This window comes from Parafrankia colletiae (genome assembly GCF_001854655.1).
Taxonomy (GTDB): Bacteria; Actinomycetota; Actinomycetes; order Frankiales; family Frankiaceae; genus Parafrankia; species Parafrankia colletiae.
In genome coordinates, this window is the sequence record NZ_MBLM01000117.1 from 106347 (window position 1) to 124516 (window position 18170).

Annotated in this window: 12 protein-coding genes and 2 riboswitches; of the genes, 4 read left to right on the forward strand and 8 right to left on the reverse strand. The window is 74.1% G+C overall.

Going from position 1 to position 18170, the window contains the following annotated elements:
- Window positions 1-66 precede the first annotated feature (66 nt).
- Window positions 67-3084, reverse strand: a complete 3018-nt coding sequence (gcvP, locus tag CC117_RS16230) for an aminomethyl-transferring glycine dehydrogenase (RefSeq protein WP_321572617.1) — start codon at window positions 3082-3084, stop codon at window positions 67-69.
- A 177-nt stretch (window positions 3085-3261) separates the two neighbouring features.
- A riboswitch (glycine riboswitch) is annotated at window positions 3262-3379 on the reverse strand.
- Window positions 3380-3472: riboswitch (glycine riboswitch) on the reverse strand.
- Window positions 3473-3590: 118 nt separating this feature from the next.
- Window positions 3591-3833 (reverse strand): hypothetical protein, encoded by a 243-nt coding sequence (locus CC117_RS16235; RefSeq protein WP_071084998.1) that lies wholly within the window; start codon window positions 3831-3833, stop codon window positions 3591-3593.
- Here CC117_RS16235 and CC117_RS16240 point away from each other — a divergent pair.
- Window positions 3832-5721 carry a serine/threonine-protein kinase gene (locus tag CC117_RS16240; RefSeq protein WP_241830152.1) on the forward strand — a complete coding sequence of 630 codons (1890 nt, stop codon included), beginning with the start codon at window positions 3832-3834 and terminating at the stop codon, window positions 5719-5721. The two genes, CC117_RS16235 and CC117_RS16240, sit on opposite strands and share 2 nt — an antisense overlap.
- A gap of 128 nt (window positions 5722-5849) precedes the next feature.
- Window positions 5850-6527, forward strand: a complete 678-nt coding sequence (locus tag CC117_RS16245) for an enoyl-CoA hydratase-related protein (protein WP_241830153.1) — start codon at window positions 5850-5852, stop codon at window positions 6525-6527.
- A gap of 23 nt (window positions 6528-6550) precedes the next feature.
- Here the strand turns inward: CC117_RS16245 and CC117_RS39810 are convergent, their stop codons facing one another.
- The 5 genes from CC117_RS39810 to CC117_RS16265 all read right to left on the reverse strand — a co-directional run bounded on the left by CC117_RS39810 (window position 6551) and on the right by CC117_RS16265 (window position 13082).
- Window positions 6551-6661, reverse strand: coding sequence for a hotdog family protein (locus CC117_RS39810; protein WP_256385389.1), 111 nt, complete (start codon window positions 6659-6661; stop codon window positions 6551-6553).
- Window positions 6622-7776 (reverse strand): acyl-CoA thioesterase, encoded by a 1155-nt coding sequence (locus CC117_RS16250; RefSeq protein WP_071085002.1) that lies wholly within the window; start codon window positions 7774-7776, stop codon window positions 6622-6624. The genes CC117_RS39810 and CC117_RS16250 overlap by 40 nt, the downstream gene beginning before the upstream one ends.
- An 85-nt stretch (window positions 7777-7861) precedes the next feature.
- Entirely contained in the window at window positions 7862-10354 is a 2493-nt protein-coding gene (locus CC117_RS16255) for a transglutaminase domain-containing protein (RefSeq protein ID WP_071085004.1), read from the reverse strand.
- The gene (locus CC117_RS16260) at window positions 10354-12111 is read right to left on the reverse strand and encodes a DUF58 domain-containing protein (protein WP_071085006.1); all 1758 of its coding nucleotides are present in this window, start codon (window positions 12109-12111) and stop codon (window positions 10354-10356) included. The genes CC117_RS16255 and CC117_RS16260 overlap by 1 nt, the downstream gene beginning before the upstream one ends.
- Window positions 12108-13082, reverse strand: a complete 975-nt coding sequence (locus tag CC117_RS16265) for an AAA family ATPase (RefSeq protein WP_071085008.1) — start codon at window positions 13080-13082, stop codon at window positions 12108-12110. The genes CC117_RS16260 and CC117_RS16265 overlap by 4 nt, the downstream gene beginning before the upstream one ends.
- Window positions 13083-13698: 616 nt before the next feature.
- Here CC117_RS16265 and CC117_RS16270 point away from each other — a divergent pair.
- A complete protein-coding gene (locus tag CC117_RS16270; RefSeq protein ID WP_241830154.1) occupies window positions 13699-15471 on the forward strand; it encodes a PQQ-like beta-propeller repeat protein in 1773 nt (590 codons plus the stop codon).
- A gap of 60 nt (window positions 15472-15531) precedes the next feature.
- On the opposite strand, the gene CC117_RS16275 is transcribed toward CC117_RS16270, so the two are convergent.
- Window positions 15532-16206 carry an AMIN-like domain-containing (lipo)protein gene (locus CC117_RS16275; RefSeq protein WP_084132228.1) on the reverse strand — a complete coding sequence of 225 codons (675 nt, stop codon included), beginning with the start codon at window positions 16204-16206 and terminating at the stop codon, window positions 15532-15534.
- A gap of 383 nt (window positions 16207-16589) precedes the next feature.
- Here CC117_RS16275 and CC117_RS16280 point away from each other — a divergent pair, with 383 nt between their 5' ends.
- A complete protein-coding gene (locus CC117_RS16280) occupies window positions 16590-18008 on the forward strand; it encodes an extracellular solute-binding protein (protein ID WP_241830155.1) in 1419 nt (472 codons plus the stop codon).
- The last annotated feature ends 162 nt before the right edge of the window (window positions 18009-18170 follow it).

An 18170-nucleotide genomic window follows, 5' to 3' on the forward strand; every position in this document is an offset into this window, starting at 1 on the left:
TCCTCACACCGGAGGAACTGATACTGCGAGCACCCGGCGCAACGAACTGCCTAATCCGTGGCCCGGTCAGGCGGTGACCAGCTCCGCCCCGGAGTCGAAGGCCTCGACCGGCGGGCAGGTGCAGACCAGGTTGCGGTCCCCGTAGGCGCCGTCGATCCGCCGCACCGGGGGCCAGTACTTGGCGGCCCGCAGCGAGGCCACCGGATACGCGGCCACGGACCGTGGGTACGGATGTGCCCACTCGTCCCCGGTCACCATCTCCGCCGTGTGGGGGGCGTTGCGCAGCGGGTTGTCCTCCTTCGGCCAGACCCCGTCGCCGACCTTCGCGGCCTCCGCCCGGATCGCGATCATCGCGTCGCAGAACCGGTCGATCTCGCCGCGATCCTCGCTCTCGGTCGGCTCCACCATCAGCGTCCCCGCCACCGGGAACGACATCGTCGGCGCGTGGAACCCGTAGTCGATCAGCCGCTTGGCGATGTCGTCCACGGTCACGCCGGTCTCCTTCGTCAGCGGCCGGAGATCGAGGATGCACTCGTGCGCCACGAGTCCGTTACGACCCGTGTAGAGGACGGGGTAGTGCGGCGCGAGCCGGCGGGCGATGTAGTTGGCGTTGAGCACCGCCACCGAGGTCGCCTCCCGCAGCCCCTCCGCCCCCATCAGGCGGATGTACGCCCACGGGATCATGAGGATGCCGGCCGAGCCCCAGGGGGCCCCCGAAATGGGCCCCACCCCGGTGGACGGGCCGGCCTCCGGACGCAGCGGGTGGTTCGGCAGGTAGGGCAGCAGCTTCTCGCCGACCGCCACCGGCCCGACCCCCGGCCCACCGCCCCCGTGGGGGATGCAGAACGTCTTGTGCAGGTTGAGGTGGCTCACGTCGGCCCCGAAACGCCCCGGCTTGGAGAGCCCGACCAGGGCGTTGAGGTTCGCGCCGTCGACGTAGACGAGGCCGCCGGCGTCGTGCACCACCGCGCAGGCGCGGGCGATGCCCTCCTCGTAGACGCCGTGTGTCGACGGGTAGGTGACCATGAGGGCCGCCAGTGCCGGCGCGTGGGTGGCCGCCTTCGCCGTCAGGTCGTCCAGGTCGACGTTGCCCTCGTCGTCGCAGGCGACCACGACCACCCGCATCCCGGCCATCGCCGCGCTCGCCGCGTTCGTGCCGTGCGCCGACGACGGGATCAGGCACACGTCCCGGACGGTGTCGCCCGCAGCGGCCCGGTCACGGTGGTAGGCGCGGATGGCCAGCAGACCGGCGAGCTCGCCCTGACTGCCGGCGTTCGGCTGCACGGAGACGGCGGCGTACCCGGTGATCCGCGCGAGCCACAGCTCCAGATCCCGGATCATCGACACGTACCCGGCGGCCTGGTCCAGTGGCGCGAACGGGTGGATGTCGGCGAAGTCGGGCCAGGTGACAGCGGCCATCTCGGTCGTCGCGTTCAGCTTCATCGTGCAGGAGCCGAGCGGGATCATGCCCCGGTCCAGCGCGAAGTCGACGTCGGCGAGGCGCCGCAGGTAGCGCAGCATCGCCGTCTCGGACCGGTGCGCGTGGAACACCGGGTGGGTCAGGAAGGGCTCCGCCTCGCCGCGGGCCAGCGCCGCCGGCAGCGCCGGCCCGCCGCCCGTTCCGGGGGTGTCCACGCCGAACGCGGCCCAGACGGCTCGCAGGTCGGCCTCGACGGTCGTCTCGTTGCAGGAGACCCCGACATGGTCGTCGTCGACGAGCCGCAGGTTCACCCCCTGCGCGAGAGCGTCCGCCACGACCTGGCTCGCTCGGGCGGGCACCCGGGCGAGCAGCGTGTCGAAGAACTCGCCGTGGACGATCTCCACACCGCCGCCGCGCAGCCCCGACGCCAGCCGCGCGGCCAGCCCGTGCACCCGGCCGGCGATCCCGGTCAGCCCGTCCGGGCCGTGGTAGACCGCGTACATCGAGGCCAGTACCGCGGGGAGCACCTGGGCGGTGCAGATGTTGCTCGTCGCCTTCTCCCGGCGGATGTGCTGCTCCCGGGTCTGCAGCGTGAGGCGGTAGGCACGGTTGCCCGCGGCGTCCACCGAGACGCCGACGAGGCGGCCGGGCAGCATCCGCTCCAGGCCCGTACGAACGGCGAGGTAGCCCGCGTGGGGGCCCCCGAAGGAGAGCGGCAGCCCGAACCGCTGGGTGGTCCCGACGGCGATGTCCGCCCCGAGGCGACCCGGCGAGCGCAGCAGCGTGAGCGCGAGCAGATCGGCGGCGACGGTCACCACGATCTCCCGCTCGCGCGCCTGCGCGATCACGCCCCGGAGGTCCCGCACCTCCCCGTCCGCGCCCGGGTAGGACAGCAGCACGCCGAAGACGTCCGGCAGCACGTCGGACGCGCCCGCCGCCGCCGGGACCGCGGCGGCGGCCTCGCCCGGGGCGGGCGAGGGCCTGGCCGTGAGACCGTCCCGGAGGTCGGCGACCAGGACGGTGATGCCGAGAGCCTCCGCCCGGGTGCGGACGACCGCGATGGTCTGCGGCAGCGTGTCCGCGTCGATCAGGAAGGTCGAGCGCTTCCCCCGGGTCGCCCGGTAGGCGATCTGCATCGCCTCCGCGGCGGCGGTGGGTTCGTCGAGCAGCGACGCGCCCGCGACCGCCAGCCCGGTGAGGTCCGTGATCACCGTCTGGAAGTTGAGCAGGGCCTCCAGACGGCCCTGGGAGATCTCGGGCTGGTACGGCGTGTAGGCGGTGTACCAGGCCGGGTTCTCCAGCACGTTGCGCTGGATCACGCCGGGCATGACCGCCGGGTGGAAGCCCAGGCCGATCATGGACGTCACCCGCCGGTTGCGGCCGGCCAGCGTCCGCAGCTCCGCGAGCACCTCGGTCTCGTTGACCGCCGGCGGCAGGTCGAGCTCGGTGTCCCGGATGGCGGCCGGCACGGCGGCGTCGGTGAGGGCGGTCAACGAGCCCAGGTCGAGCAGGTCGAGCATCGCCATCCGGTCGGCGCGGTCGGGGCCGATGTGGCGGTCCGCGAACCGGACGGGCTCCTGCGTACCGTTCACCACGGCGGGGGCCGTCCGAGGCAGCGGCGCACCCTGCTGGCGGCCCGGCCCGGTCGGGGGGATGGCTGACACGCCGTTTCCCGCACCTGCCGGAGACGGGCCGTCAGCCTCCTTATACTGTGCGTGACTCGGCGACACGGCGGTCGAAGTCTCAGTGCTCATCGTCGCTGCGCTCCGGAGGTCGTGCGAACGCCAGCGGGAGACCACCACCGGGGCGGCTGTGGTCCCCCACCCGCGTCGCGGCGGGCCTCCCCCTCTGTCATCGGCCTGAGAGCTTCGCCGACCGGCAGTGCTCCCGGGGGAACCGGAAGCACGGAGTCGGCTTGCACCGTCGGCGGGACGCCGGAGCGTCCGCTTTTCAGAGTCGCCTGACCCGGCGGTCTTGGGCCTGAGAGTTTGCGGGGAGATCTTGCTCCTTCGGCGCTCCGAGCCAGGCCCGGAGCTCTCCCGCACGGGTGTGAGCGGCGCGATGTGTAGTTGTCAGCCCCAAGAAGACTCGGGCGTTCAGCAAGCCAGGCTAACTGGCCGTGCAGCGCCCTGCCAGCCATCCCGCCCTCCTGCGGCCGGGTGGTGACGCGCTACACACCCGTCGGCTGGCGCGACCCGTCCCGGTGGGCGTCCCGGAACTTCGCGGCCTCCTCCTCGCTGCGCGCGCCGCCCCGCTCCCCCTCGAAGAAGGTCGTGGCGACCCGGTCGTGCGACGTCTGGTCCGTCACCTGGCGGGCCATCTCGTCGTCCGAGACACCCTCCCCCGCTGGATGGGCCGGAACTCCCCGGGTTCCCGCGGCTTCGCTCCCGCCCTTTCTCACCTGGTGTGACATGTCCGTCCTCCCGACATCCGGGGCCGATATGGCCTGCCCGCGCGACCCGGACCGGCCACAACGGGCCGACCGGATCCGCCACCCCTCGACATGCCCGGACCTCGCCCTCATCACCCGCGCGGGCCTGGGCGTCCAGCCCCTCGCCACGGCGCAGGGCCACTCCGACCGGGCCCCGCAGCCCGGCCGGCGCCCCAGYGACGGAACGCGCACTATCACCCCGTGTACCGTCATCGCCGACGATCTGCGTCCCGACTACCGGACAGCCAGGATGATCAGCGGTTACCGATTCCTCCACGACCTCGGCCAGGGTGGGTTCAGCACCGTCTATCTCGCCGAGCAGGAGATCTTCGAACGGCGGGTCGCCGTGAAGGTCATGCATTCCGACCTCCGCGACCCGGACGCCCGCCGACGGTTCGTCCGCGAGTGCCGTGCCACCGGGCGGCTCACCGGAAATCCCCACATCATCACCGTGTTCGACGCCGGGACGACGGCCGATCACCGGCCCTACATCGCGATGGAGTACCTCCCGGCGGGAACCCTGCRTGACCGGGTGAACGAGATCGGGCCGCTCCCGGTCCGCGAGATGGTGACGCTCGCGCTCCCGGTCGCCCAGGCGCTCGACGCCGCCCATCAGCAGGGCATTCTGCACCGGGATCTGAAGCCCGCGAACATCCTGCTACGTGGCCCGGAACACCCTGTCCTCAGCGACTTCGGCATCGCCAGTGTCGCGGAGGGCCGGGAGGCGGTGACGGTCTCGGCGGCCTTCACCGCCGGGTTCGCGGCACCGGAGGTGATCCTCGGCGAGCAGCCGGAGCAGTCCTCCGACGTCTTCGGGCTCGGCGCGACGCTGTTCGCTCTGCTCACCCAGGCCACACCGTTTCCCGGCCGAACCCCGACGGAGATCTACCACCGCATCGTCTCGGGCGACATGGCGCCCTTCGGGCGGGCGGATGTACCGCCGGCGCTCGAGGACCTGCTGCGCGCGATGCTCGCGCCCGAGCCGGGCCACCGGCCCCTGCTGGGGGAGGTCTCTGCCGGGCTCGGCTCTGTCCTCACCGCGGTGGGCGGCGAGGCCGGCCCCCCGGCCGGGCTGTCCCATGATCCGCCGTGGCGCGAGCCTCCTGGGCGGGACGAGGCGCCCACAGCCGCCGGCCCCGGGTCGGAGCCCGGTCACCAGGCCGGGGCTGGTCACCGGTTCGCGGGACGCGCTCCCGGGCCCGTACCACCTGCCACCCGCCCGGACCCCACCAGCCGGCGGCGGGTGGCGGCAGCTGTCGCCGGCACGGCGGCGCTGCTGACAGCGCTCGTCGCCACGGTGTGGCTGTTGATCCCCCGATCGGACGGTACGGACGATGCCCTCGGGGCAGGGCAGGCCGGCGGGCCCCGCACGTCGACACCGGGGCCCGCCACCGTTTCACCTCAGCCTCCCGCGGTGACACCGCCGGGGACAGCCCCCATCCCGACCTCCTCCGGTTCGGGGAGCACCTCGCCGACGACCACCCCCGCGAGCCCGCCGGTCTGCGCTGCCCAGCTCACTCGGAAGACCGACTACCAGCGCCGGACGTTCCTACGGGTGTACATGTGCGCCACCAGCGTGGGCTCGGAGGTGTACGCGAACATCGCGGCCACGGCGCCCGATCTGCTCGACGACTCCGGTTACATGGACCGGGATTCCCAGGTCTGGGTGATCTGCCAGATCGCGGGCCGTGCCAACCCCGATCTCGGCGGGCGCCAGAACACCTGGTGGCTCTACACCAAGGGCGACCGACCGAGCCGGAACGCCTTCGGCTACCGGGACTCGTGGGGGTACCTCCCGGCCACCGCGGTGGCCTCCGCACCGGACGGCGAGCCCGTCCCAGGCGTCGCCAGGTGCCAGGGCCTGCACTGACGCGGCGGTCATAGCCAGCCGCCGCCGCGCACCAACCACCTCCACGTGGGCGCCCCGCTCGGCATAGTCAGCGGAGGAGAATGCCATCCGGCGCGCCGGCGCCGGGACGAGTGCGCGAGGAGCAGCAGGTGTCAGGACTCGACCGCGACGGTGACGTGTTCCTTCTCGACCTGGGCGCCGCGGAGAACCGGCTGAACCCGTCGTCGCTGGCCGCGCTGAACCTGGCCCTCGACGAGGTGGTGGCCGCTCCCGCGCCGAAGGCCCTGGTCACGACAGCTTCGGGCAAGTTCTGGTGCAACGGGTTCGACCTTGCCTGGATGACCGCGAACCCCGGGGAGATCGAACCGTTCATCCAGTCGGTGCGGGTGCTGTTCGCCAGGTTCGTGACGCTGCCGCTGACAACCGTCGCAGCGGTCGGCGGACACGCGTTCGGCGCCGGGGCGGTCCTCGCGCTCTGCCACGACCAGCAGGTCATGCGGGCCGACCGGGGCTACTTCTGCCTCCCCGAAGTCGACATCGACATCCCCTTCAGCGGGGGGATCACCGACCTGATCCGCTCCCGGATGCCCACCCGCACCGCCCACGAGGCGATGACGACGGGACGCCGGTACGGCGGCGACGACGCGCTGACCGCCGGGATCATCGACGGCGTGGCGGACCAGGAGAAGGTGCTGCCCACAGCGGTCGCGATGGCCAGCGCGCTGACCGGCAAGGCATCCCCCACGCTGGGGACCATCAAGTCGAGGCTGTACRCCACCGCGGTCGCCGGGCTGGTCGCCGGGGAGGCCGTGGAGGTTCCGATCTGAGCAGTGCCGTGCTCGTCGCGGCATCAGCCGGGCGCCGTGTCCTGGCTGGCGGAGGCGACCAGCCGGCCGTCCCGGCTGAAGAACGTCGCGCGGGTCAGGGTCCGCTGCCCTGACCCGGACGGGCTGTCACGCACGACGAGCAGCCACTGATCGGCACGGAACGGCTGGTGGATCCAGATCGCGTGGTCCAGGGCCGTGAGGTCCTCGGACCCGCCCGTGTGACCGTCCGCGTGGCCGCCGGCGGGCGGGCGAAGACCGCCCGCATCTGGCGGGCGAAGGCAGTCGTGACGTGGTCGGCGAGGAGGACCAGCGCGCCGGCGTGCACCGGGGGGTCGTCCGGCAGCGTCTGGTCCAGCCGCACCCAGGCCACCGGACGGACAGCCTCCCGCGGCCCGGGCCCGGCCGGTTCACCCGTGACGGAGCGGACGTCGATGAGACTCTCGGGCACGTCCCGCCGCCCGGACGCACCTGACGCACCTGACGCACCTGACGCACCTGACGCACCTGACGCACCGAGCGTGGGACCACCCTGGCGGAGGGCGACGGTCGCGTCGCCGGACCGCCCGCGCGGGCCACGCAGTCCACCCAGCGTGGCCTCCGGATCGTCCAGGTGGTCCAGGTCCCGCGGGGGTGGCACGCGCGGGGCGCGCAACTGGTGACCGGCCGGCCCGCCCGGCCGGTACAACAGCGACATCACGCAGACCACCTGGCCGGCCTGCACACCCGTCACCCGCCGGGTCGTCGTCCCGCCGCCGTCGCGGACACGGTCGACGAGGTAGACGATCGAGGTACGCGCCCGCGCCGGCTGGGGAAAGTGCGCGTGCAGCGAGTGGAACGGCCGCCCGGCCGCCACGGTGCGGGCGGCGGCGAGCTGGGCCTGCACCGCGATGAGCCCGGTGTGGACGGGGAAACGCTCCTCGCCCGGCCATCGGGCGCGGAACACGTCGCGGTCGATGTCCTCGATCGCCGCGATGTCGAGGAAGCTGGGCCGGTCCGAGGCTCGGGCAGGGCTGTGCCCGCCCGGCCGACCGGCCGGCTCCGGGAACGGGAGCCTCTCGGGTGCCCCGGCACGTTCCGGCGCCACGGCGTGTTCCGTCGGGCGAGCCCGGCGGCCGACCCGGTCCACGGTGATCCGGATCGGGGTCACCTGCAGTGATCTGACCAGGCCGGGCCCGCGCCGCCGCGGGCGAGGCGCCTCCGGCCGGTCCTCGCGCTCCCCCGCGGCCCGGCGATCGGCTCCCGGCGCCACCGGTCCCGGTCCTGGTCCGGCACCGGCCGCGCGTCGGGGCCACTCCCTGTCCTCTCTCAGGTAGCCCGTGTCGACGCCGGCGGGGTCATACCGGGGAGGCAATGCGGTCCCTGTCCGGGGCGGAGCCGGCCGGACTCCCGCCTCCGCCGGACGGGTCGTCCCGGCCGGACAGGTCGTCCCCGCCCGGCAGGCCCGTCGCCACCGTCGCCACCGCCGGTGCCCGCAGGCCGCGCAGGCCGGCGCGCACCGTCGCCGGCGCCAGTGCCCGCAGGAGTGCCCGCCGGACCCGGCGGGCGTGGCCACGGCGGTCCTCGCCTCGCCGCAGCGAGCGTTCGATCTGGTCGAGCCGCCGCCAGGCCTCCGCCGCGGTGCGGGTCCCGGGCTCGCCGTCCCAGTCCAGCGCGGCGGCGGGAGCGAAGAGAGCGAGGGTCACCAGATCGGCCAGACCTGCGAGGTCGGCCTCGACGGCGGGCCCCACCCGGGCGGTGGCGGCGAGCCTGGCGACCTGCCCGGGGCTGGCGGCCGCCGGGACGGGGACGGCGGCGTCGGTGAGCGCCTCGATCGCGCCCTCCCAGGCGGCGACCACGCGGGTCCGTGCGCGGGCGGCACGCCGGAGGCGACGGCGGGCCTCAGCTGCCAGCAGGGCCAGCACGAGATACAGCACGGTCACGCCACCCAGGGCCAGCCCGGCCGGCGTGACCCATGGGGGCCGGGCACCCGCGCTGTCGGACGGTTCCCGTCGTCCCCGGTCCGCGTCACCGGCGTCCTCCTCCGTTCCGGGGGCGGCGGCGCCCTCCGTGCCTGTCGTGCCAGCCGCGGCGACGGAACGCAGCGCGACGTCGATGAGCTCCGCCTGTTCGGGGCTCTCGCCCTGGTTGGAGCCGGCGACGCTGGCGCCCCGGGCGTCCGCGGCCCGCGGGGTCGGGAAGAAGGACAGCCAGCCGACGCCGTCGAAGCGCACCTCGGCCCAGGCGAGGGCGTCGGAGCCGTGGACGCTGCGGCTTCCCCCGTCCGGGGCCGGCGGCGCGGTGAACCCCACCGCCAGCCGGGCCGGCAGGCCCAGCAGGCGCGCGGCCAGCACGAACGTGGTCGCGAACTGCTCGGACGTCCCGCGTCGGGTGTGGCCGAGGAAGTGCTCGATGTGCCCGTACGCATGCCCGGGCGGGACAGCGGGGTCGAAGACGAAGGTGGCGCTCAGGTACTGGCTCAGCAGCGCGGCTCGTTCGAACGGCGTCTGCCCCCGGGCGGTGGCGAGCTCCGCCATCTCCCGCAGGATCGGCGGCGGATCCGCGGGGATCCCCAGATCGGGGTCGGTATCGGCCGTTCCGGAGGGGCCCGTCGGGGCCATGGAGCCGGCGGACAGGCCGGTGACAGCGGCCGGGGCGGGGGCCGGCGCCACCCGCGAAACGATCTCGAGGCGCGCACCCTCGGTCAGCGGGCGACCACCGAGCAGCATCCCGCTGTCCGGATCGACCCGGGCGCCCGGTGGGCCGCTGGTCGGCCAGCCGTAGGACGGCAGCATCCGCCCGCGTAGGCCGACCACCTCGACGGTCTGGCTCACCGCATCCGCCCGGCGGTCCGCGCCGTCCCCGCGAGGCGGCGCGATCGGATCCCCCGCGCGGACGAAACGCGCCGAGGAACGCCAGGTCACGCCGTCGTAGGAGTCGAGGACGGCGAGCCGGAAGGTCACCGGCTGGGCGGGGTCCGGACCGTTGACCTCGGCCCGGAACAGGACCTCGTCCGGATGGGCGGTCCAGCCGCTCAGCGCGGCGAGCGGGCTGGTGCCGGCGGCGTCAGCCGGCCGCACCGAGCGGTGGTCCCGCGGGTCGACAGGATCACCGGCCCGGCCCGCGCCCAGGACCGTCACAGCGACGAGGACACTCGCGGTCAGAACCGTCACCGTGGCGCCGGCGCCACGGGCCCACTGCCAGGCCAGGCCGTTCCGGCCCGTGCGGGGCATCCTCGTCAGGAGGTAGGCGGCGGTGGTCGCCACCAGGGCCACTGCCTGGGGCAGGTTGCTTCCCGGAGCGGGCAGGGACACCGCCGTCGCGGCCACCAGGGTGAGCGCGGCCGGAAATGCCGGGGCGAGGGATGCCCGGGTCCGCAGCGTCAGTTCCGCGCCGATGGCTGCCGCCAGCCAGGTCGGCGCGAGCGCCACGATCAGCAGATCGGGGTCGGCCGGCGCTGGAGCGGCCACATCGAGCAGCCGTGCCCAGCCGTCGACGACCCCCATCCGGACCACGTCGAGTCGGGCCAGGAAACCGCCCGTTCCGGCTGCGACGGTGTAGGCCGTCCAGACGGTGAAACCGATCGACCAGACGGGCACGGTTATCGCTGGCGAGGCGAGCCGCCGCCGCGACCTGACCTGGACCGACCCGAGCAGGCCCACCAGGAGGACCGGCAGCACGGCCGCGACCGGCAGGGGGACCCACAGATCCCGGGCCGGAAACAGGCGGGTGAAGCCGGACCCGCCCACGAGCGCGAGGCCCGCCACGAGCGCCAGCTGAACAGCTCGACGTCGCGGGCTTCCGGGCCCGCCGCCGTCTGCCAGGTCAGCCTTCGGAACGGCGCCGAGCATCACGGCATCCCCCGGCAGGGCGACGTCGGAATCGCCGGAACAGTCGAGGCACCGGACAACGCCGGAATGAGAGGGACTGTCACGGGCCCGGTCGGGCGGGGGTCCTCGGACGCGGCTTCGCCGGCCGCCGGGGCGGCCGGGGGCTCGGATCGCACGGGGCCGGCGGCCGGGACCGGAGGGCGCGCCGGGTCGACCGAAGCCGCCGTGACGGCCGGGGCGGCCGTGACCACGGACAGCGCCGCGCGGACCGGCTGCCAGGACGCCGACGGCAGCGCCGGTGGGGCGGGCCAGACCTGCCGCAGGTCGGCGGAGGTGGCCAGATGGAGCACGCGGACCTGGCCCGCGCCGGTGGCACGGGGAGCCACCGGCGGGAGGGGCGAGCCGGCCCAGTCAGTCTGGCCCACCCTGGCGGGGTGCCCCGCCGGCCCGGACGGGTCGGGCTGGCTCGATCGGGTGCCGTGAGCCTGCTGGTGTCGTCCCGCCGAAGCGGCGCTGGAGCGCAACCGAGGCCGGTCGGCCGGGGTGCGCCGGCCCAGCGCACGGGCTGCGGCCTCGCTGCGCGGCCCCATCCGCAGGACGATCACCTGGCCGAAGGCGCGAGCGACCGGTGTCAGGGCCGCCATGGCATCCCGGCCGAGTGCGCCGGTGACCAGCACCAGGGTGCCGACCGGGCCGCGACGCAGGGTGCGCAGCACGTCCAGGCTCTCGCCTCCGTCGGTGCGGATGGCGGCGAGTTCGTCGAGGAGCGAGTCGACGTCGGCAGCGCGGCGGCGGCCCGTCATCCGCACCCCGCCCGACGTGACCAGGCGGACGCTGTACGCGTTGCGGGCGCAGGCGAACACTGCCGACGCCGCCGCGTCGACGGCGTCCTCGAAGACCGCTGCCCCGACCGGGCCATCCGGATAGGCGCAGCGCCGGGTGTCGAGAACGACGGTGGAGGCGGGTTCACTCGGATCGACGTGGGTGCGCACCATGAGCGTCCCCAGCCGGGCGCTGGCTGCCCAGTGGACGAGGCGCAGGTCCTCCCCGGGGGTGTACTCGCGCAGGGTGTGGAACATCAGCCCGCCGGCCGTGCCATGCCCGCTCTGGCCGTCAGGGTCCCGGGCGGGAGCGGTCGGCGGCGGAACCAGCGGATGGACCCTGGGGCGGACCCGCAGCGTCACCGCCGAGCCAAGGCACTGCCGCCGGTGCGCCAGCCCGAACGGGTCACGCCGGTCGACCCAGGAGGGGCCGATCCGGGTCACGCCCCGCCGGGTCGTGTCGAGCGGGAGCACGATCTCGCGGGAGGCCCCGCCGCGGAGCCTTCGGACGTCCACAGCGATGGGTTGCGGCGCCGGCCCGGCTACCGGCCCGGATGACAGCGCGGCCTCGTCCGGCGACACGGCCCCGTCCGGCGACACCGCACCGCCGGGCGGTGGTGAGTCGGCTGGTGAGGACGGGTTCAGCGGTGCGGTCGGCAGGTACAGCGCGAACGGGGGAGCTGTCCAGCGGGAGTTGTTCACGACCGTGATGAGCAGGGCGGCCTCGTCGCCGCGGGTGGCCGAGGCGACGGTCAGCCGCAGTTCGACCCGCACCCGCGGCGGGCGCGCCACCGTACCGGCGGCGATGAGCAGCGCTGTCGTGCCCGCGCCGGCGAGCAGCACGAGCTCGGGGTAGTGCAGGAGCGCTGCCGCCGTCCCGCACGCTGCGGTCGCGATCAGCAGCCCCCACGCGCTGGCCGTGATCCGCGGCAGCCGCTGAGCGGTCGGCGCGCTCACGCGCCGACGAGACGCCGAGGCGAGGGCACCGAGTCCAGGACCTCGGCGACGACGTCCTCGGCGCTGACCCGGCGAAGCTCGGCCTCGGGGCTCAGCACGAGGCGGTGCGCGAGGACGGGGCCGGCCAGGATCTGGACGTCGTCCGGCGTGACGAACGTGCGCCCGGCCGAGGCCGCACGGACCTGCGCCGCGCGCAGCAGCGCCACGCTGCCCCGGGGGCTCGCGCCGAGGCGCACCACGTCATGGCGCGTTCGGGTGGCGGCAACCACCCGGACGATGTAGCGCCGCATCTCCGGCGCGACATGGATGCCCAGCGTCCGTTCCGCGTGGGTGACGACGTCCTCCGCCCGCATCACCGGGCGGAGGTCCTCGACCCGCCGGCCGACCTGCCGGCCCTCCAGGATCTCCAGCTCGGCGTCCAGGGTGGGGTAGCCGATGCGCAGGCGCATGAGGAACCGGTCGAGCTGGGCTTCGGGCAGGGCGTAGGTGCCGTCCATGTCCACCGGGTTCTGCGTGGCGATCACCATGTACGGCAGCGGAACCGGGTAGCGGGTCCCGTCGACCGTGACGTGGCGCTCCTCCATGACCTCCAGCAGGGCGGACTGCGTCTTCGGGGACGCCCGGTTGATCTCGTCGCCGATGACGAGATTGGCGAAGACCGGCCCGGGGCGGAACCTGAACTCGCCCGTCCGCTGGTTGAAGACGTTGGTGCCGGTGATGTCCGCCGGCAGCAGGTCGGGGGTGAACTGGACACGGTGGCAGCCGGCGTTCACCGACGCCGCGAGGCAGCGGGCGAGCGTCGTCTTGCCCAGTCCGGGGACRTCCTCGACCAGCAGGTGGCCCTCGGCGAACAGGCAGACGACGGCAAGCTCCACCGCGGCCTGCTTGCCGCGGATCACCTGCTCGATGTTGGCGACCACGTCCTCGAAGGCGATCGAGAACGGGATGGTCCGATCGGGGCTGACCGTCATGCCCGAACCTCCCTGGGTGCGCAAGGCCTGGTGCTGGGGCTGGCGTGCTGGGGCTGGCGTGCTGGGCTGAGCTGGGCTGTGTACCGGGCTGGGCGGTGAAGGCGGGTCGTGCCGGTCCAGGGGGAGTGACCGGCACGACCCRCTACGGGCAGCGGGGGGAGCCGCCCGGGAACGGCCGGCTCCGGGGCGCGCCTCCCGCGGCTGGCCGCCAGTGCCCACCGACACCGCCGGCCAGCACCACCTGACGGTGTCGCTGGCGACCGCTGCCGCGGCGTCGCTGCCACGGAGCCGAACCGTTCCGATGCGATAGACGACGGAGTCACCGAATTCGTTGTCCCCATCCCGGAAAATGTTGTTGTAACCGTGACGAGGGTTACGTCCCCCTGTCGGGGTCTGGGCGGGCCCCCGCCCGCACGGGGAGCGACGACGCCCGCCCGATGTCACGCTCCGGCCAAATCGGGTCGCAACCCGTCGGCGATGCTGAGCGTCAGACCTGTCGACGGGTAACGGCGGCGAGCCGGGAGCCCGCGGAGGCAGCCGCGGGCACACACCGCATCACTACGGATGAACTACATCCGCCCAGGTAATCCTGTACGCGGATTGTGGTCTCCTTGTCGTGAGCGGAGCCCTGTCACAGGCCTCCGCCCGGCTATCCCTCCGGCCGGGCGGAGGCCGCGGACGGCCTCACCTGTCGACTCGCGACGTCCTGCTCGACGCGCCCACCCGCCCGACGCGCCCGCCCGACGATGCTGGAGGTCCGACGATTCTCGGCAGCCTGCGCCGCCCGCGCCCGCGGCTCTCGTCTCGCAGCATCCCCCGGTCGGAGCATGCTGCGCACCGCCCGGACCCGGCTGGACGGGCCATCCTGCGGCCGCGCACCCGCAGCGGGCGCATCGCCATCGCGGCCATCGCCGGACTGGTGGGCGTCACCGGCACGGCGGCGCTGTTCGGTGCCGTGAGCCGGGGGATCGCGCCCACCCGGCTCGACCTCACCGACGGCGGGACGTGGCTGCCGACCGCGGCCACGAGCACGCTCATCCACCTGAGCGGACCTTCCGGGCGAGCGAACGCGGCGGTCACGGTTCCCGGTACGGCGGGCAATGACCTCACTGTCACCACGACCTCCGCGAGGATCCTCGTCTCCGAGGGCGGCGGTGCCGGCCGGGTGCATCTCGTGGACCCGGCCCGACTGGCCCTGGTGCGAACCGCCGATCTCGGGCCCGGCGTGACGATCATCGCTGCGGGCAGGGTCGCGTACGCGCTCGACGCCACGGCCGGAAGGGTCCAGCAGCTCTCTCCCGACGACCTTTCTCCCACCGGGGGAGTTCTGTCCCTGCCGGCGCCACTCGGCGGGGTGGCGCTGGCCCGGTCGGGGGACGGAACTCTCTGGGTACCACTGCGGGCCACCGGGGAGGTCGCCGCCGTGCGGGACGGTGTCGCCCGCCGTGGGCACCGCCCGGTTGCACCGCCCGGGAACGCCGTCGACATCATCCTGGTCGACGGCCGCCCGGTCGCCGTCGACGCCACGGCGGGGACCCTGACAGTCCTGGATCCGGAGGACCCAGGCCGATGGGGCAGGGTCATCCCGCTCCCTCCGAGGGGGGTACCGCGGCCGCCGGAACGGCCGCTGCTCGTCGCCCCCCGAACGGATGGTGGGCCCGTCCCCCTCCTCGACCCGGCGACCCGCCGGCTGTTCCTCGTGGACGTCATCCGCGGCCGGGTGACCGGGGCGGACCTTCCCTCCCCCGCCCGACCGGACGAGACCGGGTTCGGCACTCCCCTGGTCCATGCGGGCCATGCCTATGTTCCGGATTCCGGCAGCGGTGTGGTGCTCGACTACGACCTGGCACGGGGCAGGTTCGCGGAACCGGTGCGGCTGGCCGGGCCGGACGGAAAAGCCCGCCTCACGGCCACGGCCGACAGCGGCCAGGTGTGGATCAATGATGCGGCCGGACCCGACGCCGTCATGATCAACGAGCAGGGGCGGACGCTCATCACCAAGCAGCCATCGGACCTGCCCGGTCTGCCGACCGGCACGGCCCGCCCGCTGCCGGCCGCCCCGCCGCTCCCGGCGCCCGAACCCGCCCGACCGGCCGGACGGGGCGAGGCGGGCGGTGCGACATCCACCCGACCACCGGCAGCGGGCCGGACGTCCGCCGCCACGGATCCCAGCCCCGGTCCGGATACCGGCGCCGACCTCGAGAACGAACCGGAGCAGCCGACACCCGGGCCGACGGCGAGCCCGAGCATCCGGCCGAGCACGCCCCCGCCCTCGCGGCCGCCGCCCCCGCCCCCACCGCCGGTGACGGTCCCACCGGTGGGCACCCCGAGCCCCTCGCCGACCCCGGTGCCTCCGTCCGCCACCCCCGACGGGCTCCCGCTCGGGTGAGCGGAACCCGTCAGACGCGGGCGCTCAGTGCCTGGCGGGTGGTCAGCGCCTGGCGGGTGGTCAGCCCGCGAAGTCGATCACCAGGCGGTCCGGGTTCCGGAGCTCGACGACGCGGAACCCCACCCTGTTCTCGAGCCCGATGCCGAGGTGGACGTAACCCTCGAAGTCGCCGGCGACCGCGTAGCTGGTCAGTGCTGGCAGTCCTCCCCCGGTCGGGGGGGTGGTCAGGGTGCTGTTGCCGGCCTCGTCGTGCATCGCCGCCGGGGTCACGACGACCTCGAAGTGGACGGCGCCCTCCAGCGGCAGCGGCGCCCCGGAGCCCGGGCGGATCACCTCGTCGACGTAGCCCGCCGTGTAGCCGGGCACCCCACCGCGGAACTCCAGGACCAGTCGGTCGAACGGGACCCCGTCCACCGTGTTGCGGGCGGACCGCAGGGAGACGAGCTGCGCGGGCAGCGCACTCGGGCGCTCGGTACGGACCTCACCGGTGCCCCACGTCGACGGCGCACCGGTGCGCCCATCGCCCACGACCGCGCCCGATGATCCGTCAGGCGCCGCGGGCTCGCCCGACACCGCGGGCCCACCCGGCCGGCCCGAGCCGTCACCCGGCTGGGCCGTCCCACCGGAGCGGGTGGGACCCCCCGACTGGACGGCGCTGGGTGATCCGCCCGGCCTGTCCGGGCCGCCGTCGCCGCCGCAGGCGACAAGCCCCAGGCACAGCAGGATCGAGGACACGGTTACACCTGCCATCACCGCACGGGGCCCGAACCGGCCGTCGTGGCGCGACCGCGGACGGGAGCAGCGACGGGAACAGCGGCGCGGACGGGGGGACGATCGCTCCACGGTGGCCTCCGGGGCGGAATGCGGGAACACGGCGATATCCGCAGTGTGGGTCGCGGAACTGGAAAAGCAATGCCATCCCACCGGGGGAAACGGCCCCACGGTAGGGTTCCCGCCGCCAGCCGGGTTAGCCGGTGGGGAAGGCCCGGTCGCGTTCCTGTCGCCCGTTCCCGCCGTGACGCGGGACGATGGCGGCACGACCGAGTCCGGAGCCACCGGAAGAAAGCCCGGGGCGACCGGCAACCCGTCGGGCGAGAGCCTACGAGAGGGAAACGCCGATGCTCAGCGATGCGCCACCAGCCTGCCCGGACCGCGCGTCCGCCCGGCGCAGAGGCCTGCCGGCGAGGCGGAGAGCGCCCCTGGCGGCGGCCGTCACCGGGTTCGTCGCGGCGGGCCTGCTCGCAGCCTGCGGCGGCGGGTCCGATTCGGCCACCGATCCCGCCGAAAGCCTGCGCCCGACCGCCCGTCCGGCGACCGCGACCGTGGATGATGTGAACGGCGCGAAGGCGTCACCGGAATGTGCGTCCGCGGTGAAGACCCTGCGGATGGCCGCCGTCGGCTCGCTGAACGACGCCTCCAAGTCGGGCAAGGCCTACATGGAGAAGGCACACCCGGGCCTCACCGTCGAGCTGACCGCCACCGCGTCGGGCTACCCGGAACTGGTCCAGCAGATCAGCGCGGACCACGCCGCGGGGCGCCCGGCGGACGTCGCGGTCGCCGGTTTCGACCTGCTTCCCACCTTCGCCGACGACCTCGGCGCCCAGACGCTCTCGCCCCGGCTCCTGCGGGCCTCGTACGACCAGCGTTTCCTGCCGCTGGGCGAGTACCAGGGCAAGCTGGTGGCCATCCCGCAGCAGGTGTCGGTGCTCGCCCTCGTCTACAACCTGGACGTCCTGGAGAGGGCCGGGGTCGACCCCCGCTCGCTCACGACGACCACCGGAGTGCTCGCCGCCGCCGAGCGGGTCAAGGGCTCGGGCCAGTCGATCCAGCCGATCGACCTGCCGACCAGCGGGTTCGGGCAGTGGTATCTGAGCACCCTGGCGAGCTCGAAGGGCACGCCGGTGCAGAAGGCGGACGGCCAGCCGGATCTCACCAGCCCGGCCGCCCGCGAGGCCGCGGCCTTCCTCTCCAAGGTGGGCACGTACGGACCACAGTCCAGTGACGCGACCACCGAGGGGCTGCTGCGTTTCGGGATCCGCAAGGAGACCGCGATCAGCGCCGTTACCCTGCCCTCCGTGGCAGCCGGCCTGCGCTACATCCATGACCAGGGCGCGCAGGGCTTCCGGGTGGGTGTCGCGCCGTTCCCGACGCTGCCCGGCGGCAGCCCGCATCCCGTCGCYGGCGGCAACGGGCTGGCGGTCCTGTCCACCGACCGCTGCCAGCAGGAGATGGCCACGGAGCTGGTCGTCGCGCTGCTCTCCCCCGAAGTTCTCGCTGCCGGCACCGAGGCGTTCAGCTTCTACCCGGTCGACAGCGAGGCCAGGAACCAGCTCGCGGCCTTCTACCGGGAGTTCCCCGAGCTGACCCAGTTCGACGCCCTGATCCCGGAGATCACGCAGGCGCCCACCTGGGGGGGTGAGCGCGGCGGCGAGGTCCACGACGCGCTGAACGAGGAGGTGGTGGCGATCATCGGCGGCGCAGACCCGAACGCCACCCTCGCCGAGGCGCAACGGAAGGTGGCCGGTCTGATCAGCTGAGCCCGTGCCACGGCGCCACCACGCCGCGCGCGGGTCTGGTCCGCGGATCAGACCCGCGCAGCGCCGGTCAGACATCCCATGTCGTTGGCTGTCAAGCAGCGGTTTCGAGCGTGATGTTCTGCGGCCATGCGGTTGCTTCGTCGTAGGGGGTGTGGGTCTTCA